The 25,670-nt window shown below is 58.3% G+C and carries 18 protein-coding genes and 5 pseudogenes; 15 read left to right on the top strand and 8 right to left on the bottom strand.

What is annotated here, in order from left to right; translation table 11 throughout:
* Window positions 1–419: 419 nt before the first annotated feature.
* On the top strand, window positions 420–3,104 hold the full coding sequence (locus tag EJ069_RS26545; protein WP_126063811.1) for an AAA family ATPase: 2,685 nt from the start codon (window positions 420–422) through the stop codon (window positions 3,102–3,104).
* A gap of 21 nt (window positions 3,105–3,125) precedes the next feature.
* On the opposite strand, the gene EJ069_RS26550 is transcribed toward EJ069_RS26545, so the two are convergent.
* The gene (locus EJ069_RS26550; RefSeq protein WP_186815491.1) at window positions 3,126–3,455 is read right to left on the bottom strand and encodes a hypothetical protein; all 330 of its coding nucleotides are present in this window, start codon (window positions 3,453–3,455) and stop codon (window positions 3,126–3,128) included.
* Window positions 3,456–3,514: 59 nt separating this feature from the next.
* On the opposite strand from EJ069_RS26550, the gene EJ069_RS26555 reads away from it, so the two are divergent.
* Genes EJ069_RS26555 through EJ069_RS26565 form a run of 3 tightly spaced genes read left to right on the top strand, consistent with a single transcriptional unit; the run spans window position 3,515 to window position 8,093 of the window.
* Window positions 3,515–4,972 carry a metallophosphoesterase gene (locus EJ069_RS26555; RefSeq protein WP_126057628.1) on the top strand — a complete coding sequence of 486 codons (1,458 nt, stop codon included), beginning with the start codon at window positions 3,515–3,517 and terminating at the stop codon, window positions 4,970–4,972.
* A gap of 2 nt (window positions 4,973–4,974) precedes the next feature.
* The gene (locus tag EJ069_RS26560) at window positions 4,975–7,041 is read left to right on the top strand and encodes a hypothetical protein (protein WP_126057629.1); all 2,067 of its coding nucleotides are present in this window, start codon (window positions 4,975–4,977) and stop codon (window positions 7,039–7,041) included.
* Complete coding sequence (locus EJ069_RS26565) at window positions 7,038–8,093, top strand: hypothetical protein (protein ID WP_126057630.1); 1,056 nt, start codon at window positions 7,038–7,040, stop codon at window positions 8,091–8,093. The genes EJ069_RS26560 and EJ069_RS26565 overlap by 4 nt, the downstream gene beginning before the upstream one ends.
* Before the next feature lie 606 nt (window positions 8,094–8,699).
* On the opposite strand, the gene EJ069_RS26570 is transcribed toward EJ069_RS26565, so the two are convergent.
* Both EJ069_RS26570 and EJ069_RS26575 read right to left on the bottom strand, forming a co-directional pair.
* Window positions 8,700–9,758 (bottom strand): class I SAM-dependent methyltransferase, encoded by a 1,059-nt coding sequence (locus EJ069_RS26570; RefSeq protein WP_024504268.1) that lies wholly within the window; start codon window positions 9,756–9,758, stop codon window positions 8,700–8,702.
* A gap of 57 nt (window positions 9,759–9,815) precedes the next feature.
* Window positions 9,816–10,036 (bottom strand): annotated as a pseudogene (locus EJ069_RS26575) (insulinase family protein); the annotation flags it as partial.
* Window positions 10,037–11,090: 1,054 nt separating this feature from the next.
* On the opposite strand from EJ069_RS26575, the gene EJ069_RS33430 reads away from it, so the two are divergent.
* A complete protein-coding gene (locus EJ069_RS33430) occupies window positions 11,091–11,456 on the top strand; it encodes an extracellular solute-binding protein (protein ID WP_245454714.1) in 366 nt (121 codons plus the stop codon).
* Between the two features lie 464 nt (window positions 11,457–11,920).
* Here EJ069_RS33430 and EJ069_RS26585 read toward each other — a convergent pair whose 3' ends face one another.
* The 3 genes and pseudogenes from EJ069_RS26585 to EJ069_RS33435 all read right to left on the bottom strand — a co-directional run.
* Window positions 11,921–13,375: a glutamate synthase subunit beta gene (locus tag EJ069_RS26585; RefSeq protein WP_024504270.1), complete on the bottom strand. Its 1,455-nt coding sequence runs from the start codon at window positions 13,373–13,375 to the stop codon at window positions 11,921–11,923.
* A 41-nt stretch (window positions 13,376–13,416) separates the two neighbouring features.
* Window positions 13,417–13,580, bottom strand: a pseudogene (locus EJ069_RS26590) (thioredoxin domain-containing protein); the annotation flags it as partial.
* Between the two features lie 275 nt (window positions 13,581–13,855).
* A pseudogene (locus EJ069_RS33435) lies at window positions 13,856–14,041 on the bottom strand (pyridoxal-phosphate dependent enzyme); the annotation flags it as partial.
* Here EJ069_RS33435 and EJ069_RS26600 point away from each other — a divergent pair.
* Window positions 13,956–14,909 (top strand): TauD/TfdA family dioxygenase, encoded by a 954-nt coding sequence (locus EJ069_RS26600; protein ID WP_126063812.1) that lies wholly within the window; start codon window positions 13,956–13,958, stop codon window positions 14,907–14,909. The pseudogene EJ069_RS33435 and the gene EJ069_RS26600 sit on opposite strands and share 86 nt — an antisense overlap.
* 594 nt (window positions 14,910–15,503) lie before the next feature.
* Here the strand turns inward: EJ069_RS26600 and EJ069_RS32885 are convergent.
* Window positions 15,504–15,773, bottom strand: coding sequence for a hypothetical protein (locus EJ069_RS32885; protein ID WP_024504272.1), 270 nt, complete (start codon window positions 15,771–15,773; stop codon window positions 15,504–15,506).
* A 993-nt stretch (window positions 15,774–16,766) separates the two neighbouring features.
* On the opposite strand from EJ069_RS32885, the pseudogene EJ069_RS26610 reads away from it, so the two are divergent.
* Window positions 16,767–16,913 (top strand): annotated as a pseudogene (locus EJ069_RS26610) (multicopper oxidase domain-containing protein); the annotation flags it as partial.
* A 104-nt stretch (window positions 16,914–17,017) separates the two neighbouring features.
* On the opposite strand, the pseudogene EJ069_RS33440 reads toward EJ069_RS26610, so the two are convergent.
* Window positions 17,018–17,146, bottom strand: a pseudogene (locus tag EJ069_RS33440) (LysR family transcriptional regulator); the annotation flags it as partial.
* A gap of 370 nt (window positions 17,147–17,516) precedes the next feature.
* Here EJ069_RS33440 and EJ069_RS26615 point away from each other — a divergent pair.
* From EJ069_RS26615 to EJ069_RS26650, 8 genes are all read left to right on the top strand, one after another.
* Window positions 17,517–17,798, top strand: coding sequence for an acyl carrier protein (locus tag EJ069_RS26615; RefSeq protein WP_029356603.1), 282 nt, complete (start codon window positions 17,517–17,519; stop codon window positions 17,796–17,798).
* Window positions 17,799–19,007: a beta-ketoacyl-[acyl-carrier-protein] synthase family protein gene (locus tag EJ069_RS26620; protein WP_126057631.1), complete on the top strand. Its 1,209-nt coding sequence runs from the start codon at window positions 17,799–17,801 to the stop codon at window positions 19,005–19,007.
* Between the two features lie 853 nt (window positions 19,008–19,860).
* The gene (locus EJ069_RS26625) at window positions 19,861–20,451 is read left to right on the top strand and encodes a NodA family N-acyltransferase (RefSeq protein ID WP_024505875.1); all 591 of its coding nucleotides are present in this window, start codon (window positions 19,861–19,863) and stop codon (window positions 20,449–20,451) included.
* A complete protein-coding gene (gene nodB / locus EJ069_RS26630) occupies window positions 20,448–21,107 on the top strand; it encodes a chitooligosaccharide deacetylase NodB (protein ID WP_126057632.1) in 660 nt (219 codons plus the stop codon). The genes EJ069_RS26625 and nodB overlap by 4 nt, the downstream gene beginning before the upstream one ends.
* A 15-nt stretch (window positions 21,108–21,122) precedes the next feature.
* Window positions 21,123–22,448, top strand: a complete 1,326-nt coding sequence (gene nodC / locus EJ069_RS26635; RefSeq protein WP_032899868.1) for a chitooligosaccharide synthase NodC — start codon at window positions 21,123–21,125, stop codon at window positions 22,446–22,448.
* Window positions 22,449–22,708: 260 nt separating this feature from the next.
* Window positions 22,709–23,623, top strand: a complete 915-nt coding sequence (nodI, locus tag EJ069_RS26640; RefSeq protein ID WP_024505873.1) for a nodulation factor ABC transporter ATP-binding protein NodI — start codon at window positions 22,709–22,711, stop codon at window positions 23,621–23,623.
* 3 nt (window positions 23,624–23,626) lie between these two features.
* Window positions 23,627–24,415 carry an ABC transporter permease gene (locus EJ069_RS26645; protein ID WP_029356621.1) on the top strand — a complete coding sequence of 263 codons (789 nt, stop codon included), beginning with the start codon at window positions 23,627–23,629 and terminating at the stop codon, window positions 24,413–24,415.
* Between the two features lie 289 nt (window positions 24,416–24,704).
* Window positions 24,705–25,466 (top strand): sulfotransferase, encoded by a 762-nt coding sequence (locus EJ069_RS26650; protein WP_024505871.1) that lies wholly within the window; start codon window positions 24,705–24,707, stop codon window positions 25,464–25,466.
* Window positions 25,467–25,670 lie beyond the last annotated feature (204 nt).

The following is a 25,670-nucleotide window of genomic DNA, read 5'->3' on the forward strand; positions in this document are numbered from 1 at the left end:
GTCCGGGCGCCATGGACCAAGCGTTGCGCGCCTATCGCGAGCGCTGTCGTGGCGCCTATCGCGGACTCGGACCCAGCCCGACAGTGACGGCGAACCTCGATCGGCCTATCGGTGAGGCGGTCGAATTCCGCCCATAGACTATCGAAAGGCACGCACTTCCAGCTCTATCTCCTCGTACGCGTTGCCGGCTACCTAAATTCGTGCGCGCGGTCCAATGCCTTTGATTGCTGATGTCGTTGTGGAGACGTTTGATCGCTGAAGCATTTGTTTGCTGACCTAGCGGCGCGGGGGGAGGTCATTTATTGGGTACATCTCCAGCACTCTATGTGCGATCGCGAGGAAAATTTGTCCAGACAAGCGAATTCATCGAATCTGGACTAATCAATAAGTATAATGATGGTAAGATTCGGGGGGCAGGAATGGCCGAGGTTGGACTTTTGGAATGGGCGGATAAGCAGCCCGACTGGATTAGGGATGCCTTAAGAAGACACGCCGCGCGGCCGGGCTTCAACCTCGAGCAGGAGGATAAGGCCGGTGTAACAGCTCGGGTCCGCCACGTCGGTGGATTTACCGCTGATCTGCCCGAATGCTCTCCGCTCTCGGCGGAGCATTTGAGGGCCAACAGTTCGAACGAGCCGCGCGCGGTGCTTTGCTCACTCGGCCCCGTCAAGCATTTGAACCGCCTCGCCGAAGAGCAGCAACTGCGTTTCGCCACCGATGGCATCACCATTATCTACGGCGACAATGGAAGCGGAAAGAGCGGCTATTGCCGGATCGCGAAGAAGCTTTGCCGTAGTCTGACGGCGGATGATCTTCTTGGCAACGTGTTCGAGATCGGCACCAAACCGCCAGCCGAAGTGCTTGTCCGGTTTCTCGAAGAGGGTGCTACGGAACCGACCCCCATAACCTGGAAGGACGGAACGCTGCCCCCCGCGTCAATTGCACGGATCTCCGTTTTCGACTCCGCGAACGCTCGCCTCTACGTCGATAAGCAAAACCGTATCGGTTTTCTGCCCGCAGCCATCGCGCTTCTCGAAAGCCATGGACGTCACCGCACCGAGCTCGAAGCCGACTTCCGGGAAGAAATCAAAGCGATCGAAAAGAACCTAAAGACACCATTGCCGAGTGGGTACACAGCTGCCGGCGCGGTCGTAAAGCTGCTGGCTCGTCTCGAAATCAAGTCAAAGGACGTGATGCCTTCCGCAGCCGAAATCAAAAACCTCGCTGCCCTCTCAGAGCAGGACATGGCTGATCTCGCTGGCCTCGAACAGGCTCTGGCAAGCGACCCTTCAACGATGGCGACAAAGCGTCGGCGTGCCAAGGCGGCCTTGGAAAAACTGCTGACTGCATCTGAACAGATCGACGCGGCTCTCTCAGCGGCGGCCCTCGAGATTTATCGCAATCTATATGCAACAGCCGATTCTACAGCGCAGGCTGCACAACTTGCCGCCTCAGGAGCGTTCGCGACTATGCCGTTGAGCGGCGTTGGGCTTTCTCCCTGGCGGTATATGTTCGACCATGCACGAGCCTATTTAGCGAGCGTCACTGGCATCGATCATCAGCACTTGCCAGATCAGGAAGGCGATCGTTGCATGCTCTGCCAGGAGCCGATGACGGCGGACGCCGCGGGGCGGATCCAATCCTTCAATGACTTCGTAACGGGCGCCGCAAATAAGGCGGCGCAAGTCGCATCTATTGCCCATGAAGAGGCCCTGCGCCAAATCAAAGGACTCACCATTGCGACCGGGGAGGCGGTTGAGGCGGCTCTCGGAGAGTTTGGCGATCTGTCCGCCGCACGCAAGGCGATGGTGGCCCTGATCTCGGCATATTATGTCGAGGCAGGTAAAAGGCGTGATGCAATTGTCGTTGCGGCTGCGCTGTCCGAGTACGCTGCGTTCCCGCAACTTGCGGCGCCAGTTGCATCGAAACTCCGAACGGAGGCGGAGGCGCTAGAGGCCGAAGCGCTGACGGACGACAAGGCAGCGGCCGACGACGGGAACCGCGCTACCGATCGAGCTCGTCGCGATACACTCAAGGATCGGAAAAAACTGGGCGACGATCTCACCATCGTTCTCGCGCGCTTGGCGAATCTCGAAGAGCGGCGCAAGCTTCTCTCATGCTGCGATGCTGTCGAAACAGGCTCGGTGTCACGGCAGATGACGTCGCTTCGACGAAGCCTCGTCATGCAGGATCTCGAAAAGCGCGTCGTCGCCGAGATTGAGACTCTGGCGTTAACGCACATCCCGTTCGCAGTTAATGATCGTAGTCAAGATGGGCAGAGCTATTTCGAGGTCGGGCTCAACGCGGCAAAAGCGATCTCAAACAGCAAGGTCTTAAGCGAAGGAGAGCAGCGCGCGCTTGCCCTGGCCTGTTTCTTAGCCGAGGTCGGAGGAGACACATCGCGTCAAGGCATGATCATCGACGACCCCGTGTCATCTCTCGACCATGTTCGGATCAGGCGGGTCGCGGCAAGGCTCGTAAAAGAAGCGGCCACAGGACGTCAGATTATTATTTTCACCCATAATCTTCTGTTCTTCAACGAGGTGGTTGACGCAGCTGCGCAGGCCAATCCGCCGATTCCCCTTGTTCGAAACTACATCAACAAGTCCGAATCTGCCGGTTTTGGCTTGATTAGCGAAACTGACGAGCCGTGGATCGCACAGTCTGTCACGAAGCGCATCGAGACTCTCAAGACGCGCCTGAAGAGCTTCGACGGCGCCACTGATTTCACCACCGATGCTTGGCGAAGGTCAGCGAAGGATTTCTACAGCGATCTTCGGGAAACCTGGGAGAGGCTCGTTGAAGAAATCCTGCTCGGTAAAGTCGTCGAGCGATTTAACAGCGATGTCAAGACACAGAGCCTGAAGGGTGTGGTGGTCGAGGACGAAGACCACAAGCGAATCTATTGGGCCATGAAGCGAGTTTCGGAGCGTTCTGGACATGACATGGCGTCCGCCAAGGCCATTCCAGTTCCAACACCAAACGATATGAAGAGCGATCTTGATGGAATTGACCAATATCGTATCGACACCACCAAACGAAAAAAGGATGCCGAAAAGCGCCGGATTGAATTCGAACAGCCTCCCAAGGCGACTGTACTCTAGCCTAATGACTATTGTCGTGTATTACTGGCCCTCACTGGCTTCATCCTGCTGCGCATGCCGGTGTCCGCCTGCCGCGGGCGAAGCCGACGTGACGAGGAAGTATCGCGAGGGCGCCAAGCCATCAATGGCTGTGCGCTCGCTCTTCATCTTGGATTTCAGCGCCGAGAAGCCTGACCGCTGGTAGTGCTTCGCCTGCACAATGTCGCCGCCGGCAAGGGCATGTCGACCATCCATCGCGTCGTCCGGTCCCTCGGGAAAGGCCTCGAAACGCTTGTCGATCTCGCGACCTACGAGGTCGCGGGCCAAATCCTCAAACTCGTTATGGGACAAACTCGAGAAATCATAAGCCATGCGCCCAGATTGAGTGCCCATTTGGTGGGCAGACAAGCAACCGGGGGCACAATTGCGTCGTGCCTCTCCATTACCAACAAAAAGATAAACGCGCTTTCCAGGCGATGCGGTCGGATGATCGTTTCGCGCTTGGCAAAAGCGAACGGATTAGTCTATGGCTCTCGGCGGGGGGGCGAGTTATGCGACGGGTGCGAATCCTTCAAGTAGGCGATATTCACTATCCGGATTGGCATCCTTCCTCTAGCAACATCGATGCCAAGGATAGCAAGTTCGCTCCGAAAATAACGCAGAAGCTACGCGCGTCTTCGCTGCGTGCCGTCTTGACGAAGCTTCGGCGGCTGACGACTTCGAAGCCCTTGGATTCGATCGCCTTCATGGGGGATTTCACGAGCCGTGGCGACAAGACTTTCATTGCTTCGGCATTCCAGCATTTCACGTTGCTCTGCCGCGCACAGGGGCGCAGTTCAAAGGCGCTTCCGTTGATATTCGTACCGGGAAATCACGATGTGAACCGTGATGACGCGCGCGAACTTGGACCGACTGAGAAATTCAGCGAAATGGCGAGTTTAGCCGCCCGCTTGGGTTGGCAGACCGTTCCCGTGGACCAACCCGTGCACTTCAGACTTCCGACAGGATCCGCAGGCGCAAACTTCATCCTCGTCAACACAGCGATAGGCAGTTGGGAGCTTCAGAACCTTCCCGCGTTCCTTCGTGATCGTCTCGAGGCACTCGGTCCTTCTACAGAACCTGTAGATCTCGGCTCGCCGGACACCTCGGGACATTCGCCCGCGACACCTCCCAGCGATCCAGACAAGGAGGCGTCCGACGACGAGTATTACGGTCAGATGGACACGCCATACATCTCGCGTGAGATGCTTGCAGGCCTACAGGAATTGCTCCAGCAGCCCGACATGCGTTACGGCATCATGATCGGCCATCACAATCTGCTGCCACAAAAGACTCCGCGCATTACGCCATACGCGGAGATGCTCAACAGCGGATTTGTCAGAACTCAGCTGCTGCAGGGCAACAAGCCTATCGTCTACCTGCATGGACACATACATGCCGATCCGGTCGAGATCGTCAACGATCCAAGGTTTCCGGACGGCAAATTGATCTGCATCTCAGCACCAGAGATACAGTCAGGTTTCAATGAGCTCGTCTTCTTCACGACCGATCAGGGAGAGCTCGTCGGCATCCGACTTATACCCTACCGCACCAATGTCGCCGACGGGACGGTCATGGAAGGCGAACATTGCTTCATCTCGACTATGTCCAACGGCAAGGCCTTTCTGAACAACGACACGTTTGACCTGATGCGCCGACTGCGCGACCATGCCACCAGGCGCGGGAATGGGTTACTCTTCTGGGACGAGATCACTGAGATTGCCGCCTCCGCCGAGCTCGGGCTAGATTTGGAAGACTCTCTTCTGATGCTCCAAGCGGCGCGCTTCGTCGAGATAGACGGCCTCACGAAGGCAAACTCGGCTTGGCGCATTAAGGTAAGGGACGAATAGAGATGGAGAATCCGTTCGGCCCCAACAGGATCGAGTACGAAAGTCGCCCGATACTGTGGTTCAGTCAGAAGTCGGCCTTGATTTCTGCCGCCGCCAAGCCGGTCTTCGTCGCAGGGACGAGAGGCAGCGGCAAGACCAGTATTCTTCGCTCGCTTTCCACAGTTCATATCCTCGAAGACAAAAGTCTCGCGGACCAAGTCGGCAAGCTCGGCTGGTATGGCGTCTTCTTCCAGCTCAATGAGACATTTTCGCCCCTAATCGACAACGCGGTTCTGAACCTCATTCCGGAGCGGATACGCTTCGACACGGCCGCCGTGATCCCGCGGCAATTCGTAATCTTCTCTCACTATCTGGAGCTGAAGATAGTCGAACGCCTGCTCGAGAGCATCAGCCAGCTCAGACGCGACAGCCACTTGAAATACCGGGCCTCTGAAGATAGGGACGTCGCCTTGGCACTGCATCGCGAAGTGCTGCACTTCATACCCCAACCTGCCCGTCTCGACTTCTTCAGCATAGATGAGCTGCGGGGTGGGATAACCCGGTACGTCGACGAATGCTTCAACGCGTTCTTCTTTGCCGCCGATGAGGGAGCGACCGGCTTCAGAGCGACAGACCCTGGCGCGATCATTAACAAGGTCGCGACCGCGATCACCCCACTTTTAAATGGCCCATCTTTCGCCGGTGACAGGGCGCCCTTCTTCAAGATCCTGATTGACGACTGTGAGGCACTGACACCGCTCCAACAGCAGTTCCTGAACACCTTGGTGAGGAAGACGCGCGGCAATGTGAAATGGGTCCTCGCCTACATCGGCGGCCTTTACGACACGATCCGGACGATCATACCCGGCCAGTCGCTCTCGAATGCTGACCGGGACGTCGAGAATCTTGATTCAGTCGATCCGAGGGAGTTCGCCACGCTGTGCGAGAACGTGTCGTCGCTTCGGCTCTACTATGCGCTTCCTGACCATCTGCGGAGTGATCTCAAGCGCAACGATGCGCTCAGCGCGTTTTCGCTCAAAAACCGGCTGGGGCGGCTTTCCGTCAATGACATCATCGAGCGGGTTATCATATCGGGTCATTCCGAGGGCAGAGAAGAGCTTGTGGCACTCGCTGATGCAGCACGTGAATTCCTCTCCGTGAATTTGAGGACGGCGGATCAGCAGCAATTCCTTCTTGATCGAAAAGCGCGCCCTTATGCCGAAGGGCTGGCGCTCGCGCTCATGAACCCGGAAATCAAGCGCCGGCCCATGAGCAAGGCGGATGCTTCAAATCTGAAGAGGTCGATCGCCCGGAAACAGGGATGGGCTTTTCTGAAAGCGTGCCAGATGCTGCGTCTGCATGACTACCCGTACGTAGGGCACCAGATCATCACATCATTGAGCGACGTCTGTATACGCGATTTCCTTGATATAATGGGAGAGATCTTCCGCCGCAGTGTTCCGAGTTCCAGTGATCCACGAAAACTGGTGGAATTCATCAACTCGGATTTACAGATTCATCTCGAACAGCAGAGACAGGCTGTGAACGCCGCCTCTCAACGGAAGCTTGATGGACTTCAGGCGCTTTCACATCCGTACGAAGAAGAGAGCGTGCGCATGGTGCGGGCGTTGGGTTACCTGACCGCTCGCCTCCAGACAGAGTTTGCCGAAGAAAATGCTCTAGGAACGACAGAGAGAGGCATTTTCAGGGTTGATCTAAAGGAAATGCGCTCGCTGGTGAACCGACTGGAGCAACCCAGCGGAAAACTGGACGAGGTCCTGCGTCGGGCGGAAAGGGATGGGTTTATCCGGGAGGTCTCCGCCGCCGGCAACTTTGAGGTGGACCGCGCCGACCCCGCATCGAAGGAGATGCTGATCAGATTGCATCGGCGATTTGCACCTTACTTCGGGTTCTCCTATCGCGGCCCGTACGAAATCAACACAATCCCTGCGGCGCAGATGGTCGACCTGCTTTTTACCAGGCATCGGCTCCCAGAAGACTGGGCCGACTCGGTGTTTAAGGAGCTCGTCGCGCGGCCCGCACTCAAGACCGAATTCCAGCACTCGCTTTTCGAGAGCGATCTCGAATGACCGCTTCAACTGTCGAGTATCGAGTCTTCGGCCATCTGGCCGTCACTGAGAAGGCGAGAGATGCAGGTACCTGCGAAACGATGGAGGCAGATATCGCGATCGTCGCGCTTGGATGGGAAACGCGTTTCGCCGCGTTCGAAAACCATCTTGACCTGAAGGTCGGCAAAATCGTGGTTCTGGACTTTGCTCTGAAGGAAGCGAACGTCCCAGCCGTCGAAGAAAACCGGCGAAAGCTCATCGCTATGGGTACCCGATGGGGCGTCGAAGTGACTGCGATCACCCTCGAGCCTTCCATCGAGTATCAGAAGAACATCAATCTCCTCGATCACCTGCTCACTCAGATGGCCGCTTCATGTGGCTCATACGAAGGAAGCCTGCGGAAGGTTTTCGTCGAGTGCTCGACGATGCCGCGAATCTACATCCAATGGCTGATTGCGGTGGCATTCAAGAAAATGTCGATTCAGTCTCTCGAATTCGGGTACGCCGAAGGTATCTACGGGAACGCGATCGGCAAAGAGGATTTTTCCAGCGGCTTGGACCGATACGTCACCGTCCCTCATCTTCAAGGCAGCGGAGGAATGGGCGAAGAGAAAGTCCTGCTCGTGGGGATCGGAGGAGATGCCGACGTATTCTACGGATTGATCGATATCGTCAGTCCGGAACGGATCTCGCTCCTCGTCCCAAGAAGCGAGAAGAATGCGCATATCGATGCTTTGCTCGATCAACAGGTGGCCAAGGTACGTGAAACCCACCGGCTCGAAGATGGCGAAGTTCGCGACATCCAGGCTTTCGGGCTGATGGCCCACCTCGATGCTTTCGAGACGTATCTCGACGGGTTCGGCTCGCGTGCGGTGGTGAACGTTTTTGTCAGCGGCCCGAAGGTTCAGGCCATCGCTGCTGCCGTGCTCGCCTGCTCCGACAGCCGCGTCCATCTCAAGGCACGAATTCCCACCTCCTATGCCCATCGTGAAGTCTCAGCGAATGGGCGGTATCATATCTATAGGCTGATTGACCTGACATCCCCTGCCTGCAGCCTTCCCGGGACGTTCTGACACGATCTTGCATTCGAGTAGCATCATGGTCCCAGTAGCCGTTCCGCCAAGCCTTCAGCGCATGTTCGTGTCGCCCGATCCGGTCGATGGGGGACTAATTCCCACTTAGAAGCTGCTCTACATCAGATCAGGGGAAATGCAGACTGGCAGAATTCCATAATTAGCGACTCAAAACATATACTCAGGCGAGACTGTTTAGCATAGAAATAGTGAGCGCTCTCCAATATGTTAGGCTCTGTCGCAGTAGCGCAACAAGCTCAGTCTTTGGATGGGTGGTATGAGGATGAGACGACTGAATGTGTACAGGCTCAGTCATTTTATCGAGGCTCTCGTTTTTGTCGTAAGCGCGTTCGGTGCGACGTGGCTTACCAGCTTTGTGAACGCGCCATGGTGGGCATATGTGATTATAGCGGCCATCACTATGGGCATGTTCGTAGCCGTGCGTCGGGTCCTTTCTGAGCCGCAACGTATGGGACTCTTGGCACACAACTCGGCAGCGACCTCTGCGTGAACCCAGGCGCCTTGAAAATGTCCCCGATGCGTCCGGATTTTTGGCGGTGATCTTCAATCAAATGCGATGAGCTGCAATTTCTGGCGACGGCCACGCTAAGGGCGGGCCTCCAGCACCATGTTGAACGGTGTCTCCGCGGCGCGACGCAATCGCTTGAAGCCGCCGCCGGTCACAACCTTGCGCAGCCTCGCCTCACCGGCCTGGGCTCCAAGCGCGAGCCCGACTTCCTGCGACACGGATGCGGGCGTGCACACGAAAGTGGAAGCGGCATAGTAAACGCGGCCGACGGGATTGAGGTTCGCCGCCAGATGATCATGCGCGAACGGCTCGACGATCATCCACGTGCCGTCCGGCTTGAGCGATCCGTGGACATGGGTGGCGGCGCCCGTCGGGTCGCCCATGTCGTGAAGGCAATCGAAGAATGTGACGAGGTCATACGTTCCGGGATAGCTCTTGGCGGCCGCCACGTCGAACCGCGTGTTAACGCCGACGCCGGCTACCTCGGCCGCCTTGCGGGCGCGCTCAATCGAGGGGGCATGATAGTCGAAGCCGACGAAGCGCGAATTGGGGAAGGCCTGTGCCATGAGCACGGTCGATGCACCATGACCGCATCCAACATCCGCGACGTCCACGCCGCGTTCGAGCTTCTCGACGACGCCCTCCAAGGCCGGCAGCCAGGAGTCGATCAGATTGGCATTGTAGCCTGGACGGAAGAACCGTTCCGTACCGCGAAACAGACACGCGCTATGATCGTGCCACCCGACGCCCTTGCCGGACTGGAATGCCTGCCTCACCTTTTCTTCATCGAGCCACAGCGCGGACAGGAACTCGAATGCGCCTGCCATGAAGGCCGGGCTGTCTTCATCAGCGAACACCAGCTCTTGCTCGGCGTTGAGATAGAATTTGTCGCTCGCTTCATCGTAGTCGACGTAACCCGCCGCCGCCTGCCCGGAAAGCCATTCCCTTACGAGGCGTTCCTGGGTGCCGGTGCGTGTCGAAAGTTCGGCGGCCGTCATCTTGCCGCCTTCGCGCAATGCCTTAAACAGGCCGAGTCTGTCCCCCAGCAGGACTCCCGCGCCCGTTGCGATCGCACCGAGATCGCCGACCATTTTCCCCAAGAATGCGTCCAACTTTTCCTGATTCGCTTCAGACATCTGAATCTCCCTTTGGGTTCAATCTCTCCAGGCGACGGAGCCGTGCTCGTCATGAGGCGCCTTGAGCATCAGATGCTCGAAGACATGCAGATATCCCCGGCGGCTCATCCGCGCTGCCGATCCTGCACCAGACCATATCGGTGACGAGCGGCGCGGTGGTCGGGAATGACAGCCACCTCCATGCCGTTGAAAAGCAGGAAATCCGTCACTTTGCCCTCGTCGGTAACCGGCGGAGCCGGAGTGGTCGTCACCAGGGCAAGCCCTGTTGCAGCAGGTATCCTTGGGCAGCCTGTCAGAACATCGATGACTCCGGTTGTGGTGCCGGGGCGGGCGATCAGGGGCCAAGTGATTGTTCCGCGGCGGCTGTATGTTGTGGTAAGGTGATCATGCGAACTCTTGTTGGTCGGTCACGTGTTTTGCGGATGACCCGCATGTACTGTGCCAAATGAGAAAACCATTCAAACGCAATCCAGTAGATCTGACTGTATCCGACATTGTCGGAATTTGGACATCGCCGAACGCGAAGCGCTCGGGGCTTGTGACGATACTTGAGCGTGCTGCTTCGGAGGAGGGATGCGCCTCGAACCGGCCGCGAGGCCTTTTTCTGGCAACGGATATTCCGGCCGGGTTAGGCCGCGAGGAAAGCGACGGTGAATAAGAGGTAGAGGACCAACCGTTTTGAGCGGGTAGTTGCCGTGTTGCGCCCCCAGGCAAAGGCCAGCACCACGGAGCAGTATTTCTGGTGGCGATACTACATCGCCTTTAAGTGCCGGTTACCCGTTTTTACCCAGTTGGCCTGGTGCATTCAGAGCGAGGTCGTTGGAAACCGCTTATTGTGGCTATGAGCAAACTCGGGATGGAGGAGTGGACCCAAAAATTGGCAAAATGCCCCAGGGAGGATTACATGGGTCGCTCATTCCCCGTACTCGTTACAGGTGCGCGTCGCTACGCAAACAGCTTGCTTTTGACTTGGCGTTTCTTGCCGTTTCGGCATCGCTCACTAATTCGGCCGCTGCCGACACCGTGAACTGGCGTCAATTCGAAGGGACCAGCATAACTTGGGCCTACGACATCCACCCCTATGCGGATGCTCTCGCTGCGCAACTTTCCGGAGTTCGAGAAGCTGACCCGGCATCAAGGTCACGCCGGAACTCTACCCAGACGATTCTTACTGGAACAAGATGACGATCCAACTGACGACGAAGTCGCCAGCATGGGATGTGTTCGGCACTGGCATTCAGCCCGCGTAGGACCTCGCTCCGAGTGGCGCCTGCTGGACAAATACCTGAGTGATCCGAAGCTTACCGATGCTGGATACGACTACATTCGGACATGATCAAGAAGTGCGCGGCTCCTTCCTTCGCCAATGATAACTGGAACCAGGTCGTGGACGGCATCTCGTCCGGCCGCACCGCGATGACGATCGACTCAAAAATGTTCGGCTTCTGGAACGATGTTGCGGGGAAGCCGGCATCCGGCAAGATCGCCTTCGCTCCGCCGCTGCACGCACCGAGCGCCACGAGCTTGGATTCTGACATCTGGATCTGGGCTCTCGCCATGAACGCGGCTTCCGAAAAGAAGGGCACGGCCTGGCTGTTCATCCCGTGGGCCACCTCCAAGCAGGTGGCGCTCAAGGGTGCCCTTGCTGGCCAGCTCGTCAATCCGCCGCGCACGTCGACCTGGCAGGACGATACCTAGACTAAGTACGCTTCGCAGCCCGAGTTCAACAACTTCGTTGACAGCTTCAAAAAGATACAGGATCAAGCCGCGCTGGCTTTCACACCGCGTGTCGGCTTCGGCGAAGCCATGAACGCATGGGCCGTGGCGATGCAGAAGATGGCAAACGGCGATGACGTCGAGACGACGTTGAGGGCGCTTGCCGAAGAAATCCGCACTGGCCTCTGATCAAAAGGAACAGGGCAGTACTATTGCACTGCCCTGTTCCCGCCAACGGCGGAGATCACGCCGTGTCACCCCAAGCACTTAAACCCAGCGCTGCTTCGCCCGGCCGCGCCGACGATTTTTCTTGGCCGCCAAGGCGGCAGCCTGCGGCCGGGGCCACAACCGAAACGACCACGGCGATCAGTCCGTAAGCTGCCCGGGGCAGCGGAAGGGCGGAAAGCGCCTTCAGGTGGCCGCACAAGTAGGGTCTCGAGACGGACTCAGCGCGGCAGCACGCTCGATCCCATCAGCGCCTCATCGATGGCGCGCGCCGCCTGGCGGCCCTCGCGGATCGCCCAGACGACCAGCGACTGGCCGCGCCGCACGTCGCCCGCCGCATAGAGCTTTTCGACGCTGGTCCTGTAGTCCCGGTCATTGGCCTCGACATTCTTCGAGCGGCGGCTGTCAATGGCGATCTTCATCTGGCCGGCCAGTTCCGACACCGGCCCGCGAGCGGCTGGCCCGGCAAAGCCGATGGCGATGAACGCGAGATCGGCACGAATGACGAATTCGCTGCCGGCGATCGGCTTGCGCTTTTCGTCGACCTCGCAGCATTTGACCCCGGTCAGCTGGCCGTCTTCGCCGATGAACTCGAGCGTCGCCACCTGAAACTCGCGCTCGGCGCCTTCGGCCTGCGAGGACGAGGTGCGCATCTTGGTCGCCCAGTAGGGCCAGACCGAAAGCTTGTCTTCCTTTTCCGGCGGCTGCGGACGGATGTCGAGCTGGGTGACGCGGACCGCGCCCTGGCGGAAGGCGGTGCCGACGCAGTCGGACGCGGTATCGCCGCCGCCGACGACGACCACATGCTGGCCGCCGGCGAGGATCGGATGCGACGGCCACGCCACCGACTGGATCGGTTCGCCGCCGACACGCCTGTTCTGCTGCACCAGATAGGGCATCGCGTCATGCACGCCGCCGAGATCGTCGCCGGGAATGCCGGCCGCGCGCGGCGTTTCGGAACCGCCGCAATAAAGCACCGCGTCATGTTCGGCGAGCAGCTCGGCAACCGGCTTGTCGACGCCGACATTGACGCCGCAATGGAAGGTGACGCCCTCGCCCTGCATCTGCTCGATGCGCCGGTCGATATAGTGCTTCTCGATCTTGAAGTCGGGAATGCCGTAACGCATCAGCCCGCCGGGCCGGCTCTCGCGCTCATAGACATGGACGTCGTGGCCGGCGCGGCCGAGCTGCTGGGCAGCCGACATGCCGGCCGGGCCGGAGCCGATGACGGCGACGCGCTTGCCGGTCTTCTTCTCCGGCGGATAGGGCCTGATATGGCCGGTCTCGTAAGCCTTGTCGGCGATCGCCTGCTCGACCGTCTTGATGGCGACGGGAATGTCCTCGAGGTTCAGCGTGCAGGCTTCCTCGCAAGGTGCGGGGCAGATGCGGCCGGTGAATTCCGGGAAATTGTTGGTCGAATGCAGGTTGCGGATCGCATTGTCCCAGTCGCCATTGTAGACGAGGTCGTTCCAGTCCGGGATCTGGTTGTGGATGGGACAGCCCGTTGGCCCGTGGCAGAACGGAATGCCGCAATCCATGCAGCGCGCGGCCTGTTTCTCGACCTCCTTGTCCGACATCGGCAGCGTGAATTCACGGAAATGCCGGATGCGGTCGGAGGCCGGCTGGTACTTGTGCACCTGCCGGTCGATTTCGAGAAAGCCTGTTACCTTGCCCATAGTCCAGCTCCTGCTGTCCAGATGGCGCGCCTGGCGACGCCCTGCAGCTGGATCAGATGGGGCATCCCGTCCACACATGGGCCGCACCAAGTTGCCCAAAATTCGACTATGTACACTTGCCGGGCTCAAAGCTCGTGAGGGGCTCGCCATGCAGCCAGTTCTCGACTCTAATCGAAGGAGCCGGGGACTCCATCTGCAATACCACGTTGCGGTCCAAAGCTATTTCCAAAGGTTTCTGCACGAGCTGGTTTCCTCTCAGAGACGGCACACGGGTTCAGGGAGGAGCGCATCGCTCGTCTTGCCCCATTAAGTGCAGTCACAGTCACTCAGTCTCAAAAGCCATGCCAACGCGCTCAGCGCGCAGTTAGCGCCCATTGCTTCGAAAAACCTCGTCAGTGCCCAGATGTTGGTTGTAATGAACCTGACATTTGTCTGACGCTGTCAGCTTTTGGACACGCGATCACGCGCTTCGTGCCGCCAGGCCAGGCCGAGCCCTGTGTTGCCAGCGGTCGCTTCGATGATTGTACCGCCCGGCGCGAGCTGGCCACGCTGTTCGGCATTAACGATCATCGACAACGCAATGCGATCCTTGATCGATCCGCCGGGATTTTGGCTTTCGAGCTTGACGAAGAGAATTCCTGACTCCGACGTTGTACCGCTGACCAGCCGTGTTGGAGCTGAAATCAGAGGAGTTCGCCTTGGTGGAGACCTTTCGGACGCAGCGATAGCAGCCATCAACCAGCTTCTTCTAAAACACAAGGTGATCTTCTTCCGCGGCCAGGAGCATCTCGACGATGCGGAGCAGGAATTGTTCGCGCGGCGTCTGGGTAACCTTGTACCTCATCCCACGCAGGGGCCGGCAGCCGGCACGGCCTCAATCCTCAATCTCGATTCCGGCCGTGGCGGTGGCAGGGCAGACCAGTGGCATACCGATGTGACTTTCGTCGATGCCTATCCGAAATTCTCGGTCCTACGTGGCGTCGTCATTCCGGCGGCGGGGGGCGACACGATCTGGTCCAACACGCACGCCGCGTACGAGAATCTGCCGGCGCCGCTCAAAATATTGGCGGACAATCTGTGGGCTATTCATAGCAATTCCTACGACTACGCAGCCGTGCGCCCGCGCGCCACAGCCGAAGAGAAGAAGCACTTCGAGGAAGTTTTCACATCGACGATCTACGAGACCGAGCATCCGGTCGTGCGCGTCCATCCGGAAACCGGGGAGAAGTCGCTGCTGCTCGGCAATTTCGTGCAGCGCCTCGTCGGCCTTTCCAAGAGCGATTCCGCCAAACTCTACGAGGTGTTCCAGTCCTACGTCACTGCCCCGGAAAATACCGTGCGGTGGCGCTGGCAAGTAGGCGACGTCGCTATCTGGGACAACCGTGCTAACCAGCATTATGCGGTCAACGACTATGGCGACCAGCACCGGGTTGTGCGTCGCGCTACGGTTGACGGTGACGTTCCGATCGGCGTCGACGGTCGCCGCAGTATAACCCATGTCAAGGCAGCCAAGCCGGCGGCGAAGGCAGCCTGACCGTCTGAACAGGGTAAAGATGAAAACTTCGTATCGCCGCGGCCATATCGCGCTGCTTAACCGCCCCACAAAGCCTTATGATTTCCGAGAAGCAAGGCGAGTTGCGGGCTCGAGGCTTGGCCCGAAATCGAGGTCCTGCAGCGTGGCGCATGGCTCGAGTCGCTGCTCGTGGCCCCGCTGCAGCGGTACAGGTCCCCCACCGCCCCACCATCTCGCCCGCCCTGCACCTCGGATAGCGATCATTCACCGTTTGTTCATTATGATAGCGCACGATCATAACTGGACATGCTGGTAGCTCGTACATGCCTGAAGGCCCTGCGCGCCGACCCAGCGCCGGGGCCTTTTTACTTCCGCAAAATCGATTCCAGCAACGCGGGCACTTCGCAGGATGTCGGAATCCCGCGCTTGCGATGATACGCCGTACAGCGAATTGCGCGAGTCAAACGAATTTGGGTTTCTCAAATATAGAATCGTCGATACCGATCCTGATGGATCGAGCCTCGACGACGAAGTCAACCATCTTCAAACGGAATTATTCAACATTGCCGAGAGCTCCCGGTGTGCCGTCGAAGCCGACATTGGGGAGGTCAGCGGTCACCAACGATCATGGTGATCGCCAGCATCTTTCGTATTCACATAACCGTCGGCCTTGTACTTTCCCGAGGCCATGACATGAGTGGGTCTTCCAAGCACCGATTTGGCCCGGTAGGATTTGCAGGGGGCGCGGACAAGCGGATGAACAAACGGAATGATGCCGGAAAACTGCGCGCGCCTGCTGGGATTTAGCCGACCGTCGATAGGAACATAGCCCTGGTCGACGGCTTTCTGAAGGGCAAGAGTTTCGCCGACCTGGCTCAGGAACATGGCTTGTCGACAACGAGGGTGCGCCAAATCATCGAGAAGGCCGATCGGCTCGTGGGCGGCGCATTCAGACCAAGACTGAAACGTCCAACGCCTCGCCTCGGTCCGATTTCATGGTCGACTATCCCTATGTGTGCAAATGGCCGAGAAGCACCGGCTGGGTAGCGTCACGCCGCATCATTCTTTGCGGAGCTGGAGCGCGCGGGATCGCTGGAGCGGCTGGTGAAAGCGGTTGCCGGGGCGCACAACACGTGAGCTGGCGCCTCGTGTGGCAAAAGGAGAGGGCGAGAGCCCATGGCCTGCAATGAAGCGATCAAGCATTGCGATCGTGGAACCAAGCTAGTCGACCATCCGGACCGCGGCCTTCAATGCCAGCTCGCCTTGGAATCGGCCTTCCAGGAATTGGCTGAGCGCGCAGCGGAATCCGGCTGGACCGAGGAGATAGCCACGCGCTCCTCGAACTCGCCGGCGCGCGCCTCAGGAGCGACTCCGCCAATGACAGACTGAGAGGACGATTAATCGTGCCAGGGCAACGAGAGAGCGGCAGGTTCAAGAAGCTTCGCCTGAACCGATAGGAACGTCGCTGCGCCAATAAAATTGGCGGTGAAGGCTGACCGCGGCCGAGTCGGGCAAGCGAGCGAAGTGCTGAAATAAGGGCGTGAGAATCCAAGACATCGTTTGTAGAGAGCATCGAGCTTCGCGAGATTGTGGTACAGGATCGACCGCAGGTGTTCTCGCAGCGCTCGCAGAACCCGGGATTCTTCCGCGGCACCCGCCAAGGCGAAGAACGGTCAGAGTTGCACGATAACGTTTAAAAGCGAGCCTTCCTCCGAAAGTCTGCGCGCGCAGTTCCACGGTCCGATGCGCTTTCATAGCTATTCCAATCGCCGCGCCCATCCTCTCCCGGATCAGGTCCAGCGGGTCTGCAGTGCATGCGCCCCCAAAGTGGACGCCATTGGGCCGGGTGAACCGGGCTCGATTGCGCGCCGAAGGCCCGTTCCAGGCCCGGAAATCCGGGTCCGTCAGGGCGAGCGCGTGCGGGTCGAGGTAGAGAACGGCCTTGCCGAGAAAACGACCGTGCACTGGCATCGCGTGCGTGTGCCACATGCCATGGATGGCGTGCCTCACCTCACGCAGAAGCCCGCGAAAAGGCAACGGAAGATCTAGCATTTATGGGGGAAATGTTTTTTCGGAGTGCTTGACCCGCAGGAAGGGCAGGGCATGACTGCCTATCGCCCGACCCGGCCGGCCGCACTCATGACCGGCTGGGCTCGGTTAATCCTGCATGCCGCGCCCATGAGGTTGCGCTCTGTCGGGAGTGCGTCGAGCACAACGACGAGATGTAGTTCACGATCTTTGAAACGCGTGTCAACCATCCAAAGTGTGGATGCCTTTCATCGAAACAAACGATTTCATCAATGTTCTGGAATCCTGCATGGGCAGAACAGAAACCGCCCGAAAGGAGATTTTTCATGCGCTCTACCGGGCAGTGGAGTGCTGGGAAAGGGAGTTGCAACTGACCGGGTCCGACTTCTTCCGAGTCTATGGACAGACTGGGAGACGCGCACGGTGTAGCGGCTCACATCGTCATACTGCACCTACGCCACACACCGGCCGGACCTGATCCGGCTTTATGAGCATTGGGCTTTGTCAGTTGCCCAAGCGTGATGGCTTTCGCGACGCGGCGCGCCTCAGGAACTGAGCCGCGTCCAGGTCGAAACGCGGGAAAGAAAGACAGGAAACAGAATGGCCGATCAATTCGCAACGGACGTCATTGCCCTGATCAAGAAACGCGCCGAGTCGGAGAGCGGTGAGGGAATGCCTGCGTCATTCGTCGGCGAGATAACAATCGCCACGGAACTGGACGCGCTCGGGTTTGATTCGCTGGGTTTGGCGGACGTCCTCTGGGATGTGGAGCAGGCCTACGGCATCAAGATCGACATGAACACGGCCGATGCCTGGTCCAATCTCAAGAATGTCGGCGACGTCGTGGAAGCCGTCCGCGGCTTGCTTGCGAAGGAGGCTTGAATGGACAGGCGCGTCGTTATCACCGGAGTGGGCGGCCTGTGCGGACTGGGCACCGACGCCGCCTCTATGTGGAAAGAGATGCGCGAAGGCCGCTCCGCCATCGGCCCGATCGCCAATTCCGAGCTTCATGACCTGGAGGGCATGACCGGCGCTGAGATCAAGGCGCTGCCCCAGCACGACATCAACCGGGGGCATCTCATCTCCATGGACCGCTTCAGCTTGCTCGCCGTGCTTGCAGCGCGCGAAGCCATGCGGCAGGCCGGACTTTCCTGGGACGAGGGGAATGCCCATCGCTTCGGCGCGACAGTGGGCGTCGGATTTACCGGTTCATACGCAACAGAACAAACTTACCGCTCACTGCTTTTGGGTAGCGCAATCCGTGCTGAACTCTTCACTGGAGTAAAGGTGATGCCCAGCGCCGCTTCCGTCCATCTTAGCTTGAGCCTCGGCTTGCGCGGGCCGGTCTTCGGGGTGACCTCCGCATGTGCCTCGGCCAACCATGCGATCGCCTCGGCGGTGGACCAGATCAAGCTGGGCCGGGCCGACGTAATGGTTTCCGGAGGCAGCGACGCACCCTTCGCATGGGGCGTGCTGAAAGCATGGGAAGCAATGCGCGTGCTTTCACCCGATACCTGCCGGCCCTTCTCCGCCGATAGGAAGGGCCTGGTGCTGGGCGAGGGTGCGGGCATGGCCGTGCTGGAAAGCTACGAGCATGCCACGAGGCGTGGTGCCACAATTCTTGCCGAGATCGCCGGCGTCGGCCTTTCCGCCGATGCCTTCCACATTGCCGCGCCATCTGTCGAGGGGCCAGCGTCGGCGATGCGCGCCTGCCTTGCCGATGCCGGGCTGAATGCCGAGGACGTCGACTACCTCAACGCGCACGGCACCGGTACCAAAAGCAATGATCAGACTGAAACGGCGGCGATCAAGCGTGTGTTTGGAAACCACGCTTATTTGATGTCCATCTCTTCCACCAAGTCCACGCACGCGCATTGCCTCGGCGCAGCGAGCGCGCTTGAAATGATCGCCTGCGTGATGGCAATCCAAGAGGACGTCGTGCCGCCGACCGCCAACTATCGCGAGCCAGATCCCGCTTGCGACCTCGACATCACACCCAATGTGCCGCGCGAGCGCAAGGTGCGCGTCGCCATGAGCAACGCCTTCGCCATGGGCGGTACGAACGCAGTTCTGGCATTCAGGCAGGTGTAGAAGCCATGCAAGACGCCTCATTTGAGGTCACCTGTCGTATCTAGCTGCTTGCCGGACCACTATGTGAAGCGAGCGCTATTGGCTGCCTCTGCGATGCGGGAATTGGCAGCGGACGTCTCACGATCAAACAGGCATCTGCTTGTAGAATTCTTTTAATCGTGAAGCGGCGCGAGTGCGCTATCCGTTGAGGTGAGCAAGGCCGGCGCCCTGGGTGAGCGCTGGTGTCGGGTGGTGGAAAGTACAGGGGGAGCTGTGTGGCCCCCTCTTTCTCGGCCTCGACGATGTGCGAAGGAGCCTGTGCGGCGAACGGGCCGACGCCCCAGGCTCAGAACCTGGGCGAACCTAACTCCCGCCAAAGGACAGCCCAGAGCTGGATACACGAAAGAGATACTGAACCCGCGAATCAGATTCTGATCAATCGTCGTGTCTGAGCTCCGCTCGGCTCTTACGGAGATAATCGCGCGGCCCGGCAACGGCCGCGCGTGCCGCGGGCGTGAGCTTTGCGCTTCGTCAGAAGTGCCTCGAGCGTGACGACGATAATTGACCAGCCATATGGAACGCATTCGCCCAGTTATCCAAAGCGTGGATACCTTTCATCTAAACAAAGGATTTTACCGTTTTTGCTGCAGGTCCCATAGAGGCGCTTCAAGTTGGAAAGATAGGTAGTTCCCATGGTTGCGTTGGATCCGAGGAGCATCATCTGGTGTGCGGGGCGCACAAAGTCAGTCGCATCTGCATTACGGCTTGGTCTTTCGGCGGTCTCCACAAGTTACGCCCCGTTGGTGCGATGCCAATTATTTAACCAATGCTTGGACATTTATCTCAACCAGACAGCTCCAAGGTGAGGTCTTCCATGCGCCCGAATGTCGATTGGAAGTTGTGCTGGGAAAATGAGCTGCAACTGGCCGACCATGTCGAACTCTCCGACTTTTTTCGAAAGACCTATGGACGGACTGGCGCCTTCAACGCGGAGCCATTCGAAGGCGGCCGCAGTTGGGCCGGCGCGAGGCCGGAATTCCGCGCAATCGGCTACGACGCGCATGGGGTAGCGGCTCACATCGGCATGCTGCGGCGCTTCATCAAAGTTGGCGAGGTCGACTTGATCGTCGCTGAATTGGGCCTGTACGCGGTTCGTCCGGATCTTGAAGGGCTCGGAATCGGTTTTTCGATGCGCGTGGCGTACCCAGTGCTCCATCAGTTGGGTGTTCCATTCGCTTTCGGCACGGTTCGGCACGCGCTGCGAAACCATGTCGAAAGATTCTGCAGAGCCGGCCTCGCGAACATTGTGTCGGGCGTTCGCGTACGATCGACCCGTCCAGATGTGCATCCCGACCTGCCGCCCACGCGCCTGGAAGACGTACTCGTGTTGGTTTCGCCGATCGGACGCTCGATGGACGAGTGGCCGTCCGGTACCCTGATCGACCGGAACGGTCCGGAACTATGAAGCCTCTGGACTACATATGCGAAGGGCAGAGTGACAATGCCGATGGCACTGCAGAGCGCAGCGTCTATCTGACGTTTGACGATGGTCCCAATTCATTTTTCACACCGCAGATACTCAATGTGCTGGCGCAACATCAGGTGACGGCGACCTTCTTCGTTGTTGGGGCCTACGCGGCCGACGAGCCGGAACTCGTTCGCCGAATTATTACAGACGGGCACGGTATAGCCAACCACACGATGACTCATCCGGACCTGGCCAAATGCGGGTCCGTCGAAGTCGACTGCCAGATAGTTGAGGCAAACAGAGTCATAGGGATGGCTTGCCCGCAGGCCATGGTTCGGTACTTTCGTGCACCGTATGGCATCTGGACCGAAGAAGTAATCGCTGCATCAGCGGGTGCGGCATTGGCGCCCGTCCATTGGTCCATTGATCCACGCGACTGGTCTCGCCCCGGCGTTGACGCCATCGTCGACAGAGTGCTCGCCGATATCCGGCCGGGCGCAATCGTGCTGTTGCACGACGGGTGCGCTCCCGACGAATTGCAACCAGGCAATCAAGCCAGTCTGCGCGACCAGACGGTGACAGCGTTGTCACGCCTAATTCCAGAATTGCACGGCCGCGGATTTGTAATCCGATCACTTCCTCAACACCCCTGAACAAACAGAGATCCTATGGACCTTCTCACCACAGCCAGTACTGTTGCCGTTTCGTCTTATGCGGTGCTCTCGACTGTTTACAGAGGCATGCAAGCGGTCTACTCCCAACCGGAAAATGTTACGCCGCCGTCGGAAAGCTTGTTCGGATCCGACCGTTGGCCGAGCGTGGATGTCATTATCCCCTGCTACAATGAGGACCCGCGCACACTCGCGGCGTGTTTAGCTTCCATTGCAAATCAAGATTACGCCGGAACATTTCAGGTCTATCTGGTTGACGACGGTTCTGGAAATCGTAATGCCGTCATCCCGGTACATCACGCCTACGAGGGCGACCCGAGATTCAATTTCATTCTGCTCCGCGAGAATGTTGGCAAACGCAAGGCGCAGATCGCCGCCATCCGCCGCTCATCTGGAGATTTCGTGCTCAGCGTCGACTCTGACACGACACTTGCGTCCGACGTCATCACAAAGCTTGCAGTAAAAATGCGGGATTCCATGGTCGGAGCGGCCATGGGCCAGCTGACGGCATACAACCGCAGCGACACTTGGTTGACCCGATTGATCGATATGGAATACTGGCTGGCTTGCAATGAGGAGCGCGCGGCGCAAGGTCGCTTTGGTGCGGTCATGTGCTGCTGCGGCCCATGTGCAATGTACCGCCGGTCTTGTCTCCTTTCTCTGCTGGATCAATACGAGACGCAGCTGTTCAGGGGGAAACCAAGCGACTTCGGTGAAGACCGTCATCTTACGATCCTCATGCTGAAAGCAGGCTTTCGAACCGAGTACGTTCCAGGTGCCGTCGCGGCGACAGTCGTTCCGGACAAGATGGGACCTTATTTGCGCCAACAACTCCGCTGGGCACGAAGCACCTTCCGGGACACGATGCTTGCGCGAGGTCTACTGCGTGGCCTGGATCGCTATCTAACTTTGGATGTGATGGGAGAGAATCTCGGCCCATTGTTGCTCGGCATCGCGGTAGTAACGGCGCTCGGTGAGCTACTATTTTCACATACAGTAAATTGGTGGACGGTGCTGGCTATTGTCACGATGACCATAATCAGATCTACGGTGTTATCTTTCCGCACTCGGCAGCTTCGATTCATCGGCTATTCAATGCACGCGTTAATCAGGATATTCCTGTTGATCCCCTTGAAGGCTTACGCCCTGTGTACATTGAGCAATAGCGATTGGCTGTCGCGTAAAAGTGTTCCCCTGCCCAACAGGAGCACAAAGGAAATCACAAGCGCGATGCCGCTTGCCGGAGCAAATGCTGCGGGCAATTCTGGAATTGCGGAGTCACTTCATACTGCAGATCTTTCGCTCACAGCTGGTGAAGTCTGACGGCCTTGCAGCGCCGAGTGACCGAGTAAGTTGTGTCAGTCGACACGGGGTGAAGCTTTCGAGTTACCTATGGTCAGAACGGGAACTATCTGGAAGCGACACGTGGCATCTTGACGTTATTCTTTGGCGGAAGCGATACACGCGTCGCTCCGGCCGCGACTTTCCAAAGGTGCCATCTCAAGGCGGTGGCCTGCTCTGAACCAGAATTCGCAAGTAAGCTGCCGGTGGCCAATCGGACTCATTCCGCTTGAGATAGACGCATGTCCAATGTAGCAATCGACCTTACCGGCGTAACCAAATTATTCGGAAACAAGCTCGTTGTGGACGGGCTGTCCTTCACCGTTGCATCGGGAGAGTGCTTCGGTCTGCTGGGGCCGAACGGCGCAGGCAAGAGCACGATTGCGCGTATGCTCCTCGGTATGACCCGGCCTGACGCGGGTGATATAACAGTCCTCGGTCTACCAGTGCCGGCACGCAGCCGCTTGGCCCGCAAGGGCATAGGCGTGGTCCCGCAGTTCGACAATCTCGACCTGGAATTTACGGTACGCGAGAACCTGTTGGTGTTCGGGCGCTACTTCGGCATGAGTACAAGAGAGATCAACGCCGTCATCCCACGGCTCCTCGAGTTCGCTCGCCTTGAGAGCAAGGCGGATTCACGTGTCGGCCTGCTATCCGGCGGGATGAAGCGGCGCCTGACGCTGGCACGTGCTCTGATCAACGACCCCCAGTTGCTTGTGATGGATGAGCCCACGACCGGCCTCGACCCGCATGCCCGCCATCTGATCTGGGAGCGACTTCGTTTCCTGCTGGCGAGCGGAAAAACGATCATTTTGACCACCCATTTCATGGAAGAGGCTGAGCGGCTTTGTGATCGGCTGTGTGTTCTCGAGCGGGGACGCAAGATCGCCGAGGGCAGTCCTCATGCGCTGATCGACGAGTACATTGGGTGCAACGTGATCGAGATCTTCGGCGGCAATCCACAGGAGCTGATTTCGCTGATCAGACCGTACGTTCAGCGTGTCGAGGTAAGCGGCGAGACGCTCTTTTGCTATGCGCCTGAGCCGGAGGATGTGCGCATCCAGCTTCGCGGTCGAGCGGGTCTGCGTATTCTAGAGCGTCCACCCAGTCTGGAGGACGTTTTCTTGAGGTTAACCGGACGTGAGATGGAGAAGTGAGCAATGGGTGAACGTTTTGCGGCCGCTCTACCCGCCAACGCCTGGAACTGGATCGCGGTGTGGCGCCGCAATCATCTGGCATGGAAGAAGGTGGCATTTGCTTCAATGCTCGGCACCCTTGCTGATCCGATGATTTACCTTTTCGGGCTCGGCACTGGCCTTGGACTGTTGGTAGGCCGCATCGAAGGTGCATCCTACATCGCCTTTCTGGCAGCCGGCATGGTTGCGACGAGCGCGATGACAGCATCAACCTTCGAAACAATTTACGCGGTTTTCGGTCGAATGCGCGATCAGGGCACTTGGGAAGCAATCCTGCACACACAACTTACCCTCGGCGACATCGTTCTCGGTGAATTGACCTGGGCAGCCACAAAGGCCTTTCTGGCCGGTACGACAATTGCGATTGTTGCCGCCGCGCTAGGTTATGCCGCGTGGACGTCGGTTCTCTACGTGCTGCCGGTCATCGCTCTCACCGGGTTCGCCTTTGCGAGCCTGGCCATGCTCGTCATCGCGCTCGCGCCCAGTTATCACTATTTTATTTTCTATCAGACGCTTGTCATCACACCCATGCTGTTCCTTTCGGGCGCGGTTTTTCCAGTCGGCCAATTGCCAGGAGTGTTTCAGCAGATTGCGGCCTTCTCGCCGCTGGCGAATTCTATCGATCTAATCCGTCCGGTGATGCTCGGCCGCCTGGGCGACAATGTAGGGCTGCATATAGGCGCACTTTGCATGTTCGCTGTATTGCCTTTTTTTCTGTCGGCTGGACTGTTTCATCGACGACTAATGCGTTGACGCTTACCTACGCCCATCAACGAGAAGGAGGTCCGCAATGCCGGATTGCAAACTGCCCCCAGCGGCCCGGAGGCATGCGTGTGCCAGGAATCGCGAGTGGTACAACAACGCCGAAGCCGGGCGCCACCCAGCCGCTGCAGGCACGCGCCCATCTTCGCGACCACACCTCGGAGTACAGGCTGGGTGGTGAGGCGCGCGGACCCACCCGGAGCGTTCAAGCGATAGCAGCCAAGCTTCTTGTGCGCGTCCCCAGACCGTCGCGGCCATTATTTAGTTGGATACACATGCAATGACCCACAACGAACCAACTCCTGAGCCTTTTGTGATCCTTGCTATGCCAAGGACCGGAACACACTATTTAGAAGAATTGCTAAACGAGCATCCGACCGTTCTGAGTAACGGTGAGTTGCTAAACGAATATGATCCCAATTGGCCCAGCACGGATCGCCTGCTAGGCACGGATCGCGAGCTTCTTGAGCTTGCCTATGTGCGCTGCCCTATGCGCGACTACAAGAATGTGACGCATCTTGGCTGCAAGATCAATGAACCTCAGTTTCGCGAGCGTCCAGCATTCTTTGCGGAATTAGCTCGTTGGCCAGCACTCAAGGTCATCCTCGTTGTTCGCCGAAACGTATTGGAATCGCTCCGATCCTTTGTGCAGGCCAGGGAAAGCGGTCAGTGGCTGAAGTTCAGCTCGGACAACGATACCGCTCGGCCACCGAGCGTCAGGTTGTCAATCGCCGACTGTGAGGCTTATTTCAAAGCCGCCGACGATTTTCACGCTCGCGTTATGGACTCCTTCACGTCGACCAACCTGCTTGTAATGGAATACGAGAGCCTACTTCACGAACCTGCCCAATGCTTGGGAGCGGTTTGGGATTTCCTGGGCGTTCCAGCGCTTGAGCCATCAGATAACGCCATCTTGCAGCGCCAGGAAACGCGACCGCTTGATCAAACGGTGGAGAACTTTGACGAGTTGCGGATTCACTTCGCACGCGGACCTTATTCAAGATTTTTTGACCTCGGAGATTCAATGCGCTCCTACGCTTAATCGCTTGTACCGCGTGCTCTGATGGGCGTGTAGGATATCCTGCAGTTTGCGCGCATTCCGTTCCAAAACTGACAAACCAAAGTCACCAAGGCAACCGGCAGTCGATCTGCGGCGAACATCAAAGGGCACGGGCGCAAGGCGACCTGGTCAATTCCCTCTCTGATGAAGCACTTCCTCAGACGCGATCTTTGGCGAGCCTCGAGT

Source organism: Mesorhizobium sp. M2A.F.Ca.ET.043.05.1.1, from assembly GCF_003952445.1.
Taxonomy (GTDB): domain Bacteria; phylum Pseudomonadota; class Alphaproteobacteria; order Rhizobiales; family Rhizobiaceae; genus Mesorhizobium.